The sequence below is a fragment of the Terrimonas sp. genome (genome assembly GCF_003075435.1).
In the GTDB taxonomy this organism is placed as follows: Bacteria; Bacteroidota; Bacteroidia; order Chitinophagales; family Chitinophagaceae; genus Agriterribacter.
On the sequence record NZ_QCZJ01000008.1, the window covers coordinates 180319 to 196689 of the forward strand.

Sequence of the window (16371 nt, forward strand, 5' to 3'; positions counted from 1 at the left end):
ATGAATAAAGGAAAAAGCAAATCCCTGTTTAGCAGGATCAATGCGTGGCTGCATCTGTGGCTCGGCATTTTTTCGGGGATCATCCTGGTTTTTGTTGCGCTAACCGGAACTATTATCGTTTATTGCGATGAAATTATTGACTGGTCTGCAGGAAAATCGCTCTATGCGGCAGAGGTGAAACTGCAACGGGTACCTGCAGAAACCCTGGTAGCCAATGTCAATAAGGCTTATCCCCAGGCCAGGATCTCGGAAATATCAGTATATAAAGATCCGGAAAGAACGGTGCGTTTTCGTGTTTTTGCTAAAGGAAAAGGACTTGCCTTTGTATATGCTGATCCATACACCGGTGAAGTGTTGAAATATGACCGCAATGCCAACTTTTTTTATATAACAGCACACCTTCATGCATCTTTTTTGTGGCATGGGCCGGGCAGTTGGATTGTGGATATTGCCACCATCATTTTTTTGATTGAACTTATTTCCGGTATTATACTCTGGTGGCCCGTTAAATGGAACAAGCATACCCGTGATGCCAGTTTCAAGATTAAATGGAATGCAAGGTTTAAAAGAGTTAACTACGATTTGCATAATGTATTAGGGTTTTATTCTTCCATTCTTGCGCTCATACTAACCATTACAGGTTTGCTCATTGCTTTTCACCCGCTTGCTGAATCTACTGTTAAACTTTTGGGCGGTGATCCTGATCATGAAAAATGGGAACAGGAATTGCCAAAGGCCGATTTCACGAAGAATGCAGTAGCAATGAATGCCGCTTTAGAAAAGGAATTTAACAGATACCCTGATCAAAAGGGCGGACGAATATGGCTGTATAATGCCGATTCATCCGGTTACTTCCTTATAAATACGGCTACAAAACTAGGTTTGAAAAGTGCGGAGAATTCCCGGCTTTCGTTCATAGATAAATATACCGGTGAAGATATCAATATACCAGCTAAGGGATTAAAAGGAGAGTATATTGAAAACTATATATGGCAACTACACATGGGTACCTGGATGGGACAGGCAGGTAAACTATTTACCTTTATCTGCGGATTGATTTGTACATCCCTGCCTGTTACCGGCTTTTTAATATGGTGGCACAGGGGCAGAAAGAAAAAGAAACCGGCTAAGAAAATTATTTCAAGAAACCTGGAAGCAGGAGTACCTGCTTAATGTAACAGTTAGTACCTGTTATTATAAATTATAACGAGCCGGGTATATGCGGATATTTTGCGGGAGCTGCAATGGTTTGCTTTGTGAAAAATAAGGCTCCGGCCGGCCTGTCAATGCTTTAAGCTCATTAAACGCTGTAGCAGTAATGGTCTGGTTTTCATCTTGGCGCGACCCGGGGTATGCCTGCCGTAATGTATAATGTATAATAACAAAGCAGGCTGTTGATACAATCAACGCCTGCTTTGTAGCGAGTATAGTAGTCATTCTTATTCTAAATATCCAACAACCTGGTATCCCCTTCCGTAAGATGTGGTCACCCTGTCGTAAAGTATACCGTTATATTCATAATATGTGTATCCATTATAAACAACTTTTTCGTAGTCTGCCGGCAGCGCGTCAACTATTGTTCCTATTTGAGGATTTACTACTTCATAAAATCCGCTACGATCAAAATAAAAAACGCCTTCAAGAAAATAGTATAGTGAGTTTCCAAAATTCACTCTCACATAATTAGAGGGTAAATTTTTTATGCGCATACCTCTGGGAGGAGGAGTCTGGATATATCTGCCATTGTTTTCAATATAGAATCGTCCATTATTATAATCGTATGTTCTGTTGTTATAAACAACACGTTCAGCGCCTGCAGGTTTTTGTCTTGTAGCTACTACTTTTACTTTTTCTTTTTTGAATTGTGCATTATCCCTGCTGATAGTGCCAACATTTCTCCTGCTATCTTTCTGGGAAGAAGCAGGTTGCCTGTCTGACCTTACTTCCGGCCTGCTGTTGGATTGTCCCCTGTTCCTTTCCTGTGCAGATACATGCAATGAACCTGCTGCGATAACGAACATAAATATCATACCAGTTAACTTATTCTTTTTCATAATAGTTCATTTTATATTTTATCAGATTGTTTTTTACTGCGATTGGTTTATTTGTACATCGTTAATTTTTGTTAATGATTTTAAACTGGCGGCTTGTTATGTTGTAAAGCATATAGATTCTATTTTTGTTTGTATTTATTTTTGTTTTGTTTGTATAGTAAATAATGTTCTATGTATATAAATGCACGTAATTGTCGTATATGCATTGGCGTTATATTTACTTATTTTAAGTATTTATAACGATAAGTATGCCTCGGTAGTATTTCAATAAAAACGCAACGGCTTAGCCTCGCAGTAATCAACATTACGTTTACCGACAAATATCCGGTGTTCACCTATTTTAGAATTTCACTGCAAACTGTGCCGGTAATTTTGTCGTATTAAACTCAGGCTTATGACGTGATTAGCTGTGCAGATGATATAGAACTATCAGCAGGCAATAAATAAGTTTTTATTTATCATCATTAATTTAATCTTTTACTTATGATCAAAAGAGGCATTATTATCACCTTGCTCATTACCGGTTTTACTGCCGTTTCTTCGTATGCCCAGGAAAAGCAAGAGCCCCCTAAGCGAGACCCGGAAGCCTTATTTAAGAAACTGGATACCGATGGAGATGGAAAGATCAGTAAAGACGAAGCGGATAAAGCCGAACATAAAATGATTAAAGATCATTTTAGTGAAATCGATACTAATGCCGACGGCTATATCAGCAAAGAAGAATTTAAAGCCTTTAAACCTAAAGGTGGCCCGCCGCGGAAAGGCTGATATCCGGCATTTACCCTGGAGGATGTAATGGTGAACAGGCTGGCCATGCCGTCGATGCTTTGGTGGTGGGTCAACAGGTTTGTTTATTCCTGTTTTGTGCGTGCAGCCTTCACCATTCCTCTGGCGTTATTATTATTTATTAATTAAAACTATTGTATTGGTTATATCTCTACTATTCAGCCTGTATGTTACAAGCTATACTGTTTTAAATATGTTTGTATGATATCAGCCAATAAGCATTTCGCAAAAAGCGCGCTTCTGCTATTATCTGTGTTATTGCCCGGAGTGTTATTATTTTTTTCCTGCAAAAAAGAAATTACAGGAAGTGAGTCTGTAGTATCAGATAGCACTTTAACTACCTATAATGCCATAAATGATACGGCCTGGTTATATACACAGGAAATTTATTTATGGTATAATTACCTGCCTTCTTCTTTTGATCCCCAAAGTTATAGCGATCCCAATGCAGTAATGGAGGCTATCCGTGCTTACAGCACAGAACAGGGGTTTAGTGATCCTGTGGATAAATGGAGCTTTGCTATTAAACAAACAGAATGGGATGATGTAAGCTCAGGCATAAGTGGCGACTTCGGGCTTGGTATTTTTTTTAATGCAGCCTATGATCTGCGTGTGTCTTATGTGGAGCCGGCATCACCGGCAGCAACAGCGGGTATTAAAAGGAGCTGGCGCATAGTATCCGTTGATGGTAATGCAACCATTAATACAGAAGATGCTACAATAGACCGGATTTCCACGGCCGTATACAGCAGCTCATCAACAGCATTTCTATTCAGGCGGCCGGATGGTACCGATACATCTATCACACTTACTGCGGCAACATATACTGCTGAACCTTTTTTGCTTGATACTGTTTATACTGCCGGCTCCAAAAAAGTTGGATATATGGTGTATAATTCGTTCCTGGGTGATGTTGATGCCGTAAAAAATCAATTCAGTACTTTATTCAGTAATTTCAGTAGCCAGGGTATTAATGATCTTATTGTTGACCTGCGCTATAACAGTGGGGGATACGTGGAGTTGCAAAATGAATTGGCGAACTATCTTGTTCCTGTTGCGGGCAATAATAGCGTAATACTTACAGAAGAGTTTAATGATAAATACAGCCGTTATTATGATACGACTATTTATTACGCAAAAAAAGGCTCGCTTGATCTGTCGAGGATATTTTTCATAACGGCAACGAATACTGCTTCAGCAAGCGAATTATTGATTAATAGTCTTAAGCCATATATGGATGTGAAACTTATTGGAAGAGATACCTATGGTAAACCCGTTGGTTATTTTGGTATTCCTGATGGTGATTGGTATATTTTTCCTGTATCATTCAGAAGTGTGAATAAGAACGGAGAAGGTAATTACTTTGACGGCATGGCGCCTGATGCAATAGTGAATGACGGACTGGAGAAGGAGTGGGGCGATGTAACAGAAGACTGCCTGGGAAGCGTGCTCTATTACATAAGCAATGGCGTGTTTTCCAATATTGCATCACGCAGCGCATCTGATGTATTAACCAATTCAGGCAACAAACAGCTTGGAGGCAATCGCTTTAATGGAGCCGTAACAAATCGCCGATTTCCCGGGATTGAATAATAAAGCTTATCCTGGAAGTCTAAACTTTTTCATGGTTTTGATTTTTTAATATCCAAAACTCACATAAAGTAATGTAATCTCCCGGGTTATTTCTATTGTTTATTATTCCTTTTTCCTGAATCTAATCGTACCACTCGATTTTTCTGTGGAGGTAATATACACTTCATAACGTTTGCCATCAATGGTAGCAACCATCAGCGCTGTATTAGGTGGTATGGAGCCAAGATTATCAGCATACATTACAAGTTCATTGTCTTCCCTGTCGGGGTCTAACTTTAAATTCAGCGACAACGGCTTGTCCGTCAATCTTTTTCCCGATAATATCAGCTTATTGTTAAAGAAAACGGAGATGGTATCCCCATCAATTTCGCCATTATCATAAAAGTCAACCCTGATTTCTTCATTGAATGATGGCACGTCTATTGTTTTCAATATATTTTTTGCTCTTCTTTCAAAACCTGGTATAGCCGGTATAAGCACATTCGGCGTGCTTGCTTTGGCGGAATCTTTAATAGTTTTTTCCGGAATCCTGGCAATATGTTGCTGATTGCCGGCAACAGGTTTTCTGCTGCTGACAGTATCTTTTTTAGCAGGAGCCGTTTTTATAACCGGTTTATTGGTTTTGGGAGCTGCTTTTTGCGCAACAGGCGGGGTGGTTTTTGGTTTTACCGGCGAAAGCGTATTGGTTTTAGGCTTTAAAGGTGCGGTATTAGTTTTGGGTTTTGCATTGGCAACGGGCGGATTAGCTTGTTTTGTTTGTGGGGCTGCTTTAGGAGGAACAACTTTGGTCAGCATTTTCCTTTCCAGCTCAGTGCTTCCGGCTCCGCAATCCCTGGGTAAATATCCCCTCCATCTGCCAACCAGCTTTTCCGTGCTTCCCTGCTTCATAAAAGTAAGGATATGGGTTTGCAGGCAGTCTCCCCATCCCATAGGTGTATTTCCCTTTATCCTTTCTTCTTCATTTACCACAACCGACTTGCTGGCTGCATCATATTTTCCTTCAAGCCTGCAAATCACATAATACTTCTTACCGGGATAGTTGAAATAAGAATAGGAATAACCGGTTATTTCCGATCCCTGGATCTCTAATTCCAACACATATTCCGTATCTCCCTCTTTGGCAACAACGTTTCCAACACTATTAAATGAGCCACGCCATTGACCGCTAAGGTTTTGGGCCGAACCGTAATTAAGGCTACACAACAAAATCAATACAAACCAGCCTTTCATCAAATTGTAAAACTTTTATCATGCAAAAATAACCTCAATACTAAGGAAATAGCCGCAAGAAATGAAATCATACGCCAAGAGTTCGTTAAATTTGCACCCCGTTTTGCAATGAGCGGGAATATATTATGATGAAAATAACTTTTCCAGATGGCGCGGTAAGAGAATACCAGCCCGGAACAACAGCGTTGGATATAGCAAAATCAATTAGTGAAGGCCTGGCAAAAAAAGTGCTGGCAGCCTCGGTAAACGGAGCGGTATGGGATGCAACGAGAGCAATTAACAGCGACAGCACGCTTAAATTGTTAACCTGGAATGAGGCGGAAGGAAAATCAACCTTCTGGCATTCTTCTGCTCACCTTATGGCAGAAGCGGTGGAATCCATCTTCCCGGGCGTAAAATTCTGGGTGGGGCCCGCTACGCAAAACCCTCCGGGTTTTTATTATGATATGGATTTGGGCGACAGGAAAATTACCGAAGAAGAACTGGTTGCGCTGGAAAAGAAGATGAATGAGCTGGCAAAGCAAAACAATCCTTATATCAGGAAAGAAATTTCAAAAACCGAAGCGGTAAAATACTTTTTTGATAAGGGCGATGAATATAAGCTCGATCTTTTACATAATCTTGATGATGGTAACATCACTTTTTATACCCAGGGTGGCTTTACGGATCTATGCCGGGGGCCGCATATCCCGCAAACCGGCTTAATTAAAGCCATTAAGCTTACCAATATTGCCGGTGCATACTGGAAGGGTGATGAAAAAAACAAGCAGCTTACCCGTATATATGGCATTACTTTCCCCAATCAAAAAGAGCTGGATGAATACCTTCAGTTGCTGGAAGAAGCCAAAAAAAGAGACCATCGTAAGCTTGGTAAAGAACTGGGCATTTATACCATGGATGATGATGTAGGCCAGGGACTGATCATGTGGTTACCCAATGGAACTATTGTAATAGAAGAACTGGAAAAGCTTGCAAAAGAAACAGAGAAAGCGGCAGGCTATAAACGTGTGGTTACCCCGCATATAGCAAAGGAGAGCATGTATATCACCAGCGGGCATTTGCCATATTATGCGGATAGCATGTATCCGCCTATGGAAATGGATGGTGAGAAATATTATCTTAAATCCATGAACTGCCCGCATCATCATAAAATATTTGCGGCAGAGCCAAAAAGCTATCGCGATCTACCTTATCGCATAGCGGAGTATGGTACAGTTTACCGTTATGAGCAAAGTGGTGAGCTATTCGGTTTGATGCGTGTGCGCTGCCTGCACATGAACGATGCGCATATATATTGTACCCGAGAGCAGTTTGCTGCCGAGTTCAGGGCGGTAAATGAAATGTACCAGAAGTATTTTAAAATATTCGGGATAGAAAAGTATATCATGAGGCTCAGTCTTCACTCGCCGGATAAGTTGGGTAAAAAGTATGTAAACGAGCCGGAATTGTGGAAGGAGACCGAAGCAATGGTCAGGGATGTATTGATCGAATCAAATATTCCTTTTGTAGAAGTGCAGGATGAAGCCGCTTTTTATGGCCCTAAAATTGATGTGCAGATATTCAGCGTAATCGGCAGGGAATTTACCCTGGCTACCAACCAGGTTGACTTTTCGCAGGGGCGCAGTTTTAAGTTGCAGTATACCAGCAAAGACAATATTGCCGAAACACCCCTGATCATTCACCGTGCGCCATTAGGCACTCACGAACGTTTTATTGGGTTTTTGCTTGAACATTACGCCGGTAAGCTGCCGGTTTGGCTGGCGCCGCTGCAGGTAAAGATTTTACCGATCAGCGACAAGTTTATAGATTACGCACAAAATGTTTTAGAATCTTTGAAAAAAGCGGATATTCGTGCTGAAATCGACGACAGACCGGAGAAAATAGGAAAGAAGATACGTGATACTGAGTTGGCAAGAGTGCCTTATATGCTGGTAATAGGTGAAAAAGAGATCTCGGAAAATAAAGTTTCCATTCGCCGCCAGGGAAAGGGTGACCTTGGAGCAAAAGAGGTATCAATATTTATTAATGAAATTTTAGAAGAGATAAAGACCAGGGCATCGGAATAGGCGAAAAGAATAAAGCGGAATGTAACACGTTTAATACAATATCTAGATTAATAACTTTAACAAAAACAATTAAAACCTCCGCGCAGGAGTATCACTCTAAAAAAAGTAAATGGCATTTCCACAGAAACCTCCATTCCAAAGGGGCGGCTTTAATCCCCGTTTCAGAAAAGAACAACAGCAGGAACATCGCACAAATCACATGATCAGGGTACCGCAGGTAAGGCTGGTTGGTGAAAATATTGAAGTAGGTGTATACTCTATTCAGGATGCTCTTAAAATAGCAAACGAACAGGGACTTGATCTTGTAGAAATATCTCCGAATGCAGATCCTCCGGTATGTAAAATAATAGACTATAATAAATTTCTTTACGAGAAGAAAAAGAAAGAGAAGGAAATGAAGGCCAACTCTAAAGTTTCTGAAGTAAAGGAAATACGGTTTACACCTAATACTGACGAGCATGACTTTAACTTTAAAGCTAAACATGCAGAAGATTTTTTGAAGGAGGGCAATAAGGTAAAGGCTTATGTTCAGTTTAAAGGCCGCGCTATTATGTTTAAAGAAAGAGGCGAATTATTATTATTGAAATTCGCTGAGCGCCTTGCAGAAATAGGGACAGCAGAAGGCTTGCCAAAGCTGGAAGGTAAACGTATGCTCATTATGTTTGCGCCAAAAAGCCAGAAGAAGAAAAAATAAATAAATTTTTTGTAGATAAAACCTGTTGGTTTTGCGTTGAAATAACTCAATCCAACAGGTTTTTTGTGTTATATAAATTATCATTAACCATATTTAACGTAGTGAAGTTTTAATCTCGCCGGCTTCGTTATATTTTTGAAAGATAATAAGCTGAGATTTAACCCCTTCGTAAACGAATTAAGATAAGCATGAAACCCGGAATGTTACTAGTTTTTACTTTTTTTTTATACGCTTTCGCTAATGCACAAACAGAAAGAACTGTTAAAGGAAAAGTGTATGATAGTGCACATGTGGTTTTACAGGGCGCAACAGTTTTGCTTTTTAAAAAAGATGGCGGCGATACTTTAAAAACAGTAACTGATAAGGCAGGGCAATATATTTTTTCTAAAGTTCAAGCATCTTCCTTTCGCATACGTGTTACCAATGTTGGTATGGAAGATGCGGAGCAGGATTATGATTTTGAAGAAAGCAAAATGGATATAACCCTGGGTAGCATTACCATGCAGCGTGCTATTAAAACATTACAGGAGATCATAATAGCGCCGCCACCCATTGTAGTAAAAGAAGATACTGTTGAATTTAAAGCAGATTCATTTAAGGTAAGACCTAATTCATCTGTTGAAGAATTATTAAAGAAATTGCCGGGTTTGCAGGTTGATAAAGACGGCAATATAACAGCGCAGGGGAAAACAGTTACCAAAATAAAAGTAAATGGTAAAGATTTTTTTGGTGGTGATCCTAAAACCGCATCCCGTGAGCTTCCTGCCGAGATTGTAGACAAGGTGCAGGTGGTAGATGACTACGGAGATATGGCAGCAATCTCCGGAATAAAAGACGGCGATCCGGATATTGTGATCAACCTCCAGTTAAAAAAAGATAAAAACCAGGGAGCTTTTGGAAAAGCATCTGCAGGATATGGAACTGACGATCGCAAACAATTTACATTAAGTGCAAACATGTTTCGTGAGAACACACAACTGTCGTTGTTGGGTAACATTAATAATATCAACCAGAATTTATTTGATTTTTCAAACGATGGCGGTAACCGGCGCGGTGGTGGCGGTGGCCCGGGGCGTATGATAAGCGGAAGCGGTGGTGGTAATACAACATCTGACTCTAACGCTGATCAGAATGGTATAACAGATAATAAATCCATCGGGCTGAATTTCAGAACTGATTTTCCCGAAAAGAAGGGTTCGTTTTATGGCAATTACAGTTTTTCAAACAGGAATACGGTGATTACCCGCAGCACTTCCCAGCAAAATCTTTTTGACAATGGCAACACGTTTATAAACAACAGGGATAATTTATCTGATAATATTGGCAGAAACCACAGGGTTAATCTCAATCTTGAATATAATATTGATTCATTCAATTATATTAAGATCCGCCCGAACTTTAATTACGGCTATGCTGATAATCGCAGTAATGGCATATTCAATTACCTGAACGGCGGAGATACAACACAGGCAGGGCACTCAGGCGATACTGTTTCCAGTAAAGCGCCCAACTTTAACGGCGAGATCAGCTATAATCGCCGGTTCCGCAAAAGAGGCAGAAATTTATCTGTGAATGTAAACCTGGGAACATCTTCTTCTTTGCGTGATGATGATAAAATAAATTTTACCCGTGAATATTTGAAAGCCGGCGGATATTCAGATACGTTTTTGGATCAGTTGATCACACAGGATAACCGAAATCGTAACTATGGTGTTAATGTAACCTATACCGAGCCGGTATCTGCACGGCGCTTCCTTGACATAAGCTATGGCTATAATTATTCATTTGCAAGAAATGACAGAAGAACCTATGATAAGAGTGATATAAACGGAGCGCTGGATTTTCTGGATAGTTTGAGCAATGCGTATGAAAATACTTTTATCAACCAGCGTGTTGGTTTGAGTTTGCGTACAGTTAATAAAAAGTATAATTATTCATTTGGGGTAAACCTTCAGCCTGCTAACCTCAACGGATACTCTATAACAAAAGACAGCGCGTATACACCGCAAAAGCGTTTGAATTTTTCTCCACAGGCGCGTTTGTCATACAATTTCTCCCGTACCAAGCGGTTGAATATGAACTATAGCGCCAACTTTAACCAGCCAGGTTTCAATCAATTGCAACCCGTGCGTGATGTTTCCAATCCACAATATCAAACGCAGGGTAACCCCGATCTTAAGCCGGAGTTCAGCCATAACTTAAGAGCAATGTTTAATAATTTTAACTTTACCTCAGGCCGTGTATTATTTGTTGGTATGAATGCCAATTTGATACAGAACAGGATTGTAAATAATAATATTCGTTTAGATAGCAGTGGTGCGCAATTGAGTATGCCGGAAAATATAAACGGTTATTATAATCTTTCAGGATTTTATAACTACTCTGTTCCGTTCCAGAACCGTACTTATGTAATTTCATTAAATGGTAATGTAAATTACAATCATGATGCCGGGCTGGTAGATAGTAAAAAGAATATCGGTAATAATTGGGTGACTACACAAAGGCTGAATTTTGAATTCAACTTTAAAGAATGGATTCAGTTTACTGCCGGTGGTTCATACAGCCTGAATTCTACTAAATATACACTTACTCAAAATGGTGAAAGATTAAATAGTAATGCCTGGGGTGCAAACAGCACAATGCGTCTTGATATTCCCGGGGGCGTTATACTGAGATATGATATCAGTTATGTATTGAATGAAGGGCTTGCATCGAATGTAAATTCTAATCCCACACTATTCAATGCATCAATAGAAAAAACACTGTTTAAAAATCAAAGCGGTTTCATACGCCTGTCTGGCTTTGATATCTTTAATCAAAATACAAGCGTTACAAGGCAGGTAACAGGTAATGCTATTATTGATAGCAGGGTAAACCGTTTAACCCGGTATTTTATGCTGACTTTTACATATAAGCTAATGAAGTTTAAGGGGCAGCAATCTTCGGGCAATACTCCCCAGGGTGGCGGCAACGGATCCATGAGAAGACGTCTTCCGGAATAAGGTGGAGTGAGCAGTGGGTGATCAGCTATCAGCCGTCAGCAATCAGCAGTTGGCTGTCAGCAATAAGCGCATAGATACAACCTGTAAGCTTATTACCTGCTTCTTCCTTTCCCTGCCTTCTTCCTATCTTTGCACTTCATAAATAATGGAGTGTGGAAAATAAACTTATCATCAAAAATATGGTTTGTAACCGCTGCATAATGGTGGTGCGCAGTGAACTGGAAAAGCTTGGCTATAAACCAGCAAGTGTTACGCTAGGCGAAGTAGTATTGGATAAGGATATTTCAGCAGATGAAAAAAATGATATAGCAAAAGTATTAGAGCCCATTGGCTTTGAACTGATTGATGATAAAAAGAGCCGTATTATAGAAAAAATAAAGAACGTTATTATTGATCTTGTACATCGCCAGGATGTTGAATTAAAAACCAGCCTGTCTGATTTGCTTAGCGCGGCATTGCATCATGATTATAATTATCTTTCTAATCTTTTTTCAGAAGTAGAGGGTACCACTATTGAAAAATATTTTATCGCACAAAAAATAGAGCGGGTAAAAGAATTGCTGGTATACGATGAACTTTCACTCAGCGAAATAGCATTTCGCCTTAATTATTCAAGTGTTGCATATTTGAGTAACCAGTTTAAAAAAGTTACCGGGCTAACGCCAAGTCATTTCAAACAGGTAAAAGAAGAAAAAAGGAAACCACTGGATAAGGTTTGATCTCCCTGGTTTTTCTGAAGTGAAACGAAAGATGTGAGCGTCTCACATTTGCCAGCTGTCAGCTTATCCTGTATACATATCTTATTTATTCAGACGCATTGCATTTGTATTGTTCCTCACGCTAATCCCTGAGCAGCGGGAGAGGATCCCAAATTCAAATCAGGCGGTTCTTTCGTTTCGTTCCAGTAGTAGCTGTCAGGGAAAGGTCTTTTCCCAAAAATAGCTGTTCCAACTCTTATCATGGTTGAGCCTTCCTCTATAGCTGTTTCCAGGTCATTGCTCATACCCATTGACAGTTCAGTAGCAGGTATGCCTGCATCCAGCAGTTCGGTTTGTATATGCTTAAGCAACTGAAAACATTTGCGTACTTTGGAAATTTCGGCAGAAAAAAGCCCGATGGTCATGAGACCTTTAATATGCAGCCTGTCCAGTTTGCTGAACTGTAATGCAAGTTCAACCGCATGATCGGGCAACATGCCAAACTTACTTTCTTCATACGAAGTATTGACCTGCAAAAAAATATCCATAGTCCTGTCTTCAAATTCCAGGCGCCTTTGCAGCTTCTCTGCTAATTCCAGGCGGTCTACAGACTGAATGCAATCAGCATATTTAATAACCTCTTTAATTTTATTGGTTTGTAAATGACCAATGAAATGTGTTTGATGAGCTACCGGTTGCAGTGCGTCAAATTTTTCCTTCAGCTCCTGTACCTTGTTCTCCCCAATAATTGTTTCCCCTTCTTTAAGTGCAACCAGTATATCATTTGCAGAAACAGTTTTTGTTGCTAACAACAGCTTTATTTCTCCGGGTTGCCTGCCTGCTTTTATACAGGATGCTTTGATCCTGTTCTTGGTAACAGCAATATTATTTTTAATATCTGTCATGATATAAATTCATGCTCAGGGCAATCTATTCTTAACCTGCCTCCGGCAAGTGTGGTTTGCAGGAGCTTACAATAATGCGTTCCTTTATCAAATTGATAATTGGCACAGGTAAAGCACATCCGTTGAATATTGATCACACCAGCCCTGTTCAGTTCGTAAATCAGTTTCAGCAGTCCGTCCAGCATTGCTTTCTTTTGTTCATCGCTGAGCCTGCCTATCGGTTTTTCAATAGAAGCGGTGAAGAAAGAGGCTTGTTCCGCTATTTTTTTTCCTTCGGCAGTAAGCGAGATAGTAAAGCTTCTTGTATCTAATTCATCTCCTGTTTTTTTAATCAGCTTTTTAAGAAACAGCACCTTTACACTGTCGCTTATGGTTGCTTTTGTCATATTAAACTCAGCGGCCAAATAGCTCACTTTGCATTTTTCCCCCGAATGGAAAAGCAGGAAAATTAAAATCTGAACCTGTATAGGACTGAGTGCATTGCTTTTGCTTTCATTCCAAAGCAAAACCCGGAATGCTTCTGAAATACGCTCCAGCGCTACTACAATTTTACCCTCAATTTTATTTTCCTGCCTTTCAGGATTGAATGATGACATAAATGGATAATAATATATAAAGTTAGAGATCCTAACAATAGCGTATACATTTATCCTTTTACATCTGCCATAGATGCGCCGAAGTTAATGTGCAATACATTGCCATTCGGGGTAATCAAAGCAGGCACGGATTTAACGCCTTTTGTTTCCGCTTCTTCTATCCGCGCTTTTTGCTCTCCCAAATGAACAATTTCCACATTTTTTTCGCCAATCAGGGAAATGATGTCATGCTCGGCGCTAATGCAAACCGGGCAACCTGCATGATAAAATACTGACTTTGCCATGATGATGAGATTTGGTGAATAATATTGTTTGCAAATATAGTTAGGTTTCCTAACTAAAAAAATATTTCTATTCATTTGCCGGATAATAAGTCATGTAAATCTTACAAATCAATTATATAAAACTGTAATAACTGTTATTATGCTTCTTCTCATCTTTGCATTGTTTAAATTACTGGTTTATGATAAAGCAGGCTGAACTTACTGATAAAGTAAAAAATAACAGCACTGGTGCAACACTAAAGCAAACTTTCCCGGTTTTAAATATGAGCTGTGCCTCATGTGCGGTAAGTGTGGAGAGTACGTTAAAAGCTACGGATGGAGTTGTTGATGCGGCGGTGAATTTTGCAACAGCTACGGTAGCTGTGGAGTACGTGCCAGGCAAAACAAACCCTGCTGCTTTACGCAGTGCCGTGGAAGCTGTTGGTTACGATTTGTTGTTAACAGATGATAATGCGCAACAGGAAACATTTGAAGCCATACACGAAAAGAAATTCCGGCAATTAAAAACAAAAACAACCTGGGCGGTAATATTATCTGTGCCGGTTGTGGTTATAGGTATGTTCTTTATGAACCCGCCTGCCGGACGGGCAGGTATACCCTATGCCAATGAGATAATGTGGCTGTTTTCAACGCCTGTTGTATTATGGTTTGGCAAGGATTTCTTTGTGAATGCATGGAAACAGGCAAAACATCGCTCAGCGAATATGGATACACTTGTAGCATTAAGCACGGGTATCGCGTATATTTTCAGTTTGTTCAATATGCTTTTTCCTGAATTCTGGCATGCAAGAGGATTGCACGCTCATGTCTATTTTGAAGCTGCTTCGGCGGTGATCGCTTTTATTTTGCTGGGAAGGCTATTGGAGGAAAAGGCTAAAGGCAATACAGCCGCAGCACTTAAAAAGCTGATGGGATTGCAGCCTAAAACAGTAACGATAATTCAGCAAAGTGGCGTGCAGGTACAATTGCCGGTTGAAGAAGTTAAAGAAGGTAATATTGTGATGGTAAAACCCGGCGAAAAAATAGCTGTTGACGGAATAGTTGTTTCCGGCAGTTCGTATGTAGATGAAAGCATGCTGAGCGGAGAGCCTGTACCGGTATTAAAACAGGAGCATGAAAAAGTATTTGCAGGTACGATCAATCAAAAAGGGAGCTTTCAGTTCAAAGCGGTTAAAGTGGGCAGCGCTACCATGCTTGCCCAAATTATAAAAATGGTACAGGATGCACAGGGAAGCAAAGCGCCTGTGCAAAAGCTGGTTGATAAAATTGCGGGCATTTTTGTGCCGGTGGTAATTGGTATTGCAATGTTAACATTTGTATTATGGGTGATTTTAGGCGGTGATAATGGAATTGTGCAGGGATTGCTTGCAGCAGTTACCGTGCTGGTTATCGCCTGCCCATGTGCGTTAGGGCTTGCCACGCCAACAGCTATAATGGTTGGTGTGGGCAAAGGTGCGGAAAAAGGAATACTTATTAAAGATGCGGAAAGTCTTGAGCTGGCTAAAAAAGTAAATGCAATAGTGCTTGATAAAACAGGAACAATAACCGAAGGCAAGCCACAGGTTACTGATATCAGTTGGCATAACGGTGATGAATCGGGCCGGCAAATATTACTCAGTATAGAAAAACAATCGGAACATCCGTTAGCGGAAGCGGTTGTTCATTATTTTGGCGAAGAAAATAGTATTGCTGTATATGATTTTGAGAGTATTACGGGTAAAGGCGCAAAAGCAACCGTCGACGGCCAGGGGTATTATGTTGGCAATGCCGGGTTGCTGAATGAAAATAATATTATCATTCCTGCTGAATTGAAACAAAAAGCGGATGAATGGAGTAATAATGCAAAAACAGTAATATGGTTTGCAGATAATACAAACGCTTTAGCGGTTGTGGCAATTGCTGATAAAATAAAGAGCACCTCTGTTGCGGCAATTAAGGAGATTGAACAAATGGGTATTGAAGTATATATGCTAACAGGCGATAATGAGGCAACCGCCGGTGCAATAGCAGGGCAAACAGGTATACAACATTATAAAGCAGAAGTATTGCCCCAGCAAAAATCAGCGTTTATAAAAGAATTACAACAGCAGGGCAGGGTAGTGGCAATGGTGGGTGATGGCATTAATGATAGTGCTGCATTGGCACAGGCTGATGTAAGTATAGCAATGGGCAAGGGGAGTGATATTGCAATGGATGTGGCAAAAATGACAATCATATCTTCTGATCTTACCAAAATTCCGAAGGCAATACGGTTGTCAAGGCAAACTGTGAGCACTATAAAACAAAATTTATTCTGGGCATTTATTTATAATGTAATCGGTATACCTGTGGCTGCGGGTATTTTGTATCCGGTCAATGGCTTTTTGCTGAACCCGATGATAGCAGGAGCGGCTATGGCATTGAGCAGTGTGAGTGTAGTGAGTAATAGTTTGTTGTTGAGAGTGAAGAAATAATTTGAGAATT

At 40.1% G+C, this 16371-nt stretch carries 14 protein-coding genes; 8 read left to right on the forward strand and 6 right to left on the reverse strand.

Annotated elements, in window-relative coordinates; genetic code table 11:
• Positions 1-1173: a PepSY-associated TM helix domain-containing protein gene (locus DC498_RS11175; RefSeq protein WP_116874234.1), complete on the forward strand. Its 1173-nt coding sequence runs from the start codon at positions 1-3 to the stop codon at positions 1171-1173.
• A 21-nt stretch (positions 1174-1194) separates the two neighbouring features.
• On the opposite strand, the gene DC498_RS11180 is transcribed toward DC498_RS11175, so the two are convergent.
• Complete coding sequence (locus tag DC498_RS11180) at positions 1195-1437, reverse strand: hypothetical protein (RefSeq protein ID WP_116874235.1); 243 nt, start codon at positions 1435-1437, stop codon at positions 1195-1197.
• A 2-nt stretch (positions 1438-1439) separates the two neighbouring features.
• A complete protein-coding gene (locus DC498_RS11185) occupies positions 1440-2054 on the reverse strand; it encodes a DUF6515 family protein (RefSeq protein WP_116874236.1) in 615 nt (204 codons plus the stop codon).
• Between the two features lie 483 nt (positions 2055-2537).
• On the opposite strand from DC498_RS11185, the gene DC498_RS11190 reads away from it, so the two are divergent.
• Together DC498_RS11190 and DC498_RS11195 are read left to right on the forward strand one after the other, a co-directional pair.
• Positions 2538-2822, forward strand: coding sequence for an EF-hand domain-containing protein (locus DC498_RS11190; protein ID WP_116874237.1), 285 nt, complete (start codon positions 2538-2540; stop codon positions 2820-2822).
• Between the two features lie 219 nt (positions 2823-3041).
• A complete protein-coding gene (locus DC498_RS11195; protein WP_116874238.1) occupies positions 3042-4433 on the forward strand; it encodes a S41 family peptidase in 1392 nt (463 codons plus the stop codon).
• Between the two features lie 102 nt (positions 4434-4535).
• Here DC498_RS11195 and DC498_RS11200 read toward each other — a convergent pair whose 3' ends face one another.
• Positions 4536-5663 (reverse strand): hypothetical protein, encoded by a 1128-nt coding sequence (locus tag DC498_RS11200; RefSeq protein WP_116874239.1) that lies wholly within the window; start codon positions 5661-5663, stop codon positions 4536-4538.
• Positions 5664-5788: 125 nt separating this feature from the next.
• Between DC498_RS11200 and thrS the strand changes: the two genes are divergently transcribed.
• From thrS to DC498_RS11220, 4 genes are all read left to right on the forward strand, one after another.
• Positions 5789-7729 carry a threonine--tRNA ligase gene (gene thrS / locus DC498_RS11205; protein WP_116874240.1) on the forward strand — a complete coding sequence of 647 codons (1941 nt, stop codon included), beginning with the start codon at positions 5789-5791 and terminating at the stop codon, positions 7727-7729.
• 109 nt (positions 7730-7838) lie between these two features.
• A complete protein-coding gene (infC, locus tag DC498_RS11210; RefSeq protein ID WP_116874241.1) occupies positions 7839-8423 on the forward strand; it encodes a translation initiation factor IF-3 in 585 nt (194 codons plus the stop codon).
• A 200-nt stretch (positions 8424-8623) separates the two neighbouring features.
• Positions 8624-11425, forward strand: coding sequence for an outer membrane beta-barrel protein (locus DC498_RS11215; RefSeq protein ID WP_165813819.1), 2802 nt, complete (start codon positions 8624-8626; stop codon positions 11423-11425).
• 152 nt (positions 11426-11577) lie between these two features.
• The gene (locus DC498_RS11220; protein WP_441351063.1) at positions 11578-12144 is read left to right on the forward strand and encodes a helix-turn-helix domain-containing protein; all 567 of its coding nucleotides are present in this window, start codon (positions 11578-11580) and stop codon (positions 12142-12144) included.
• Between the two features lie 116 nt (positions 12145-12260).
• Here DC498_RS11220 and DC498_RS11225 read toward each other — a convergent pair whose 3' ends face one another.
• Genes DC498_RS11225 through DC498_RS11235 form a run of 3 tightly spaced genes read right to left on the reverse strand, consistent with a single transcriptional unit; the run spans position 12261 to position 13908 of the window.
• Positions 12261-13028 carry a YggS family pyridoxal phosphate-dependent enzyme gene (locus DC498_RS11225; RefSeq protein ID WP_116874243.1) on the reverse strand — a complete coding sequence of 256 codons (768 nt, stop codon included), beginning with the start codon at positions 13026-13028 and terminating at the stop codon, positions 12261-12263.
• On the reverse strand, positions 13025-13624 hold the full coding sequence (locus DC498_RS11230) for a MarR family winged helix-turn-helix transcriptional regulator (RefSeq protein ID WP_116874244.1): 600 nt from the start codon (positions 13622-13624) through the stop codon (positions 13025-13027). The genes DC498_RS11225 and DC498_RS11230 overlap by 4 nt, the downstream gene beginning before the upstream one ends.
• A 50-nt stretch (positions 13625-13674) precedes the next feature.
• Positions 13675-13908: a thioredoxin family protein gene (locus tag DC498_RS11235; RefSeq protein ID WP_116874245.1), complete on the reverse strand. Its 234-nt coding sequence runs from the start codon at positions 13906-13908 to the stop codon at positions 13675-13677.
• A gap of 179 nt (positions 13909-14087) precedes the next feature.
• On the opposite strand from DC498_RS11235, the gene DC498_RS11240 reads away from it, so the two are divergent.
• Complete coding sequence (locus DC498_RS11240; protein ID WP_116874246.1) at positions 14088-16361, forward strand: heavy metal translocating P-type ATPase; 2274 nt, start codon at positions 14088-14090, stop codon at positions 16359-16361.
• Positions 16362-16371 lie beyond the last annotated feature (10 nt).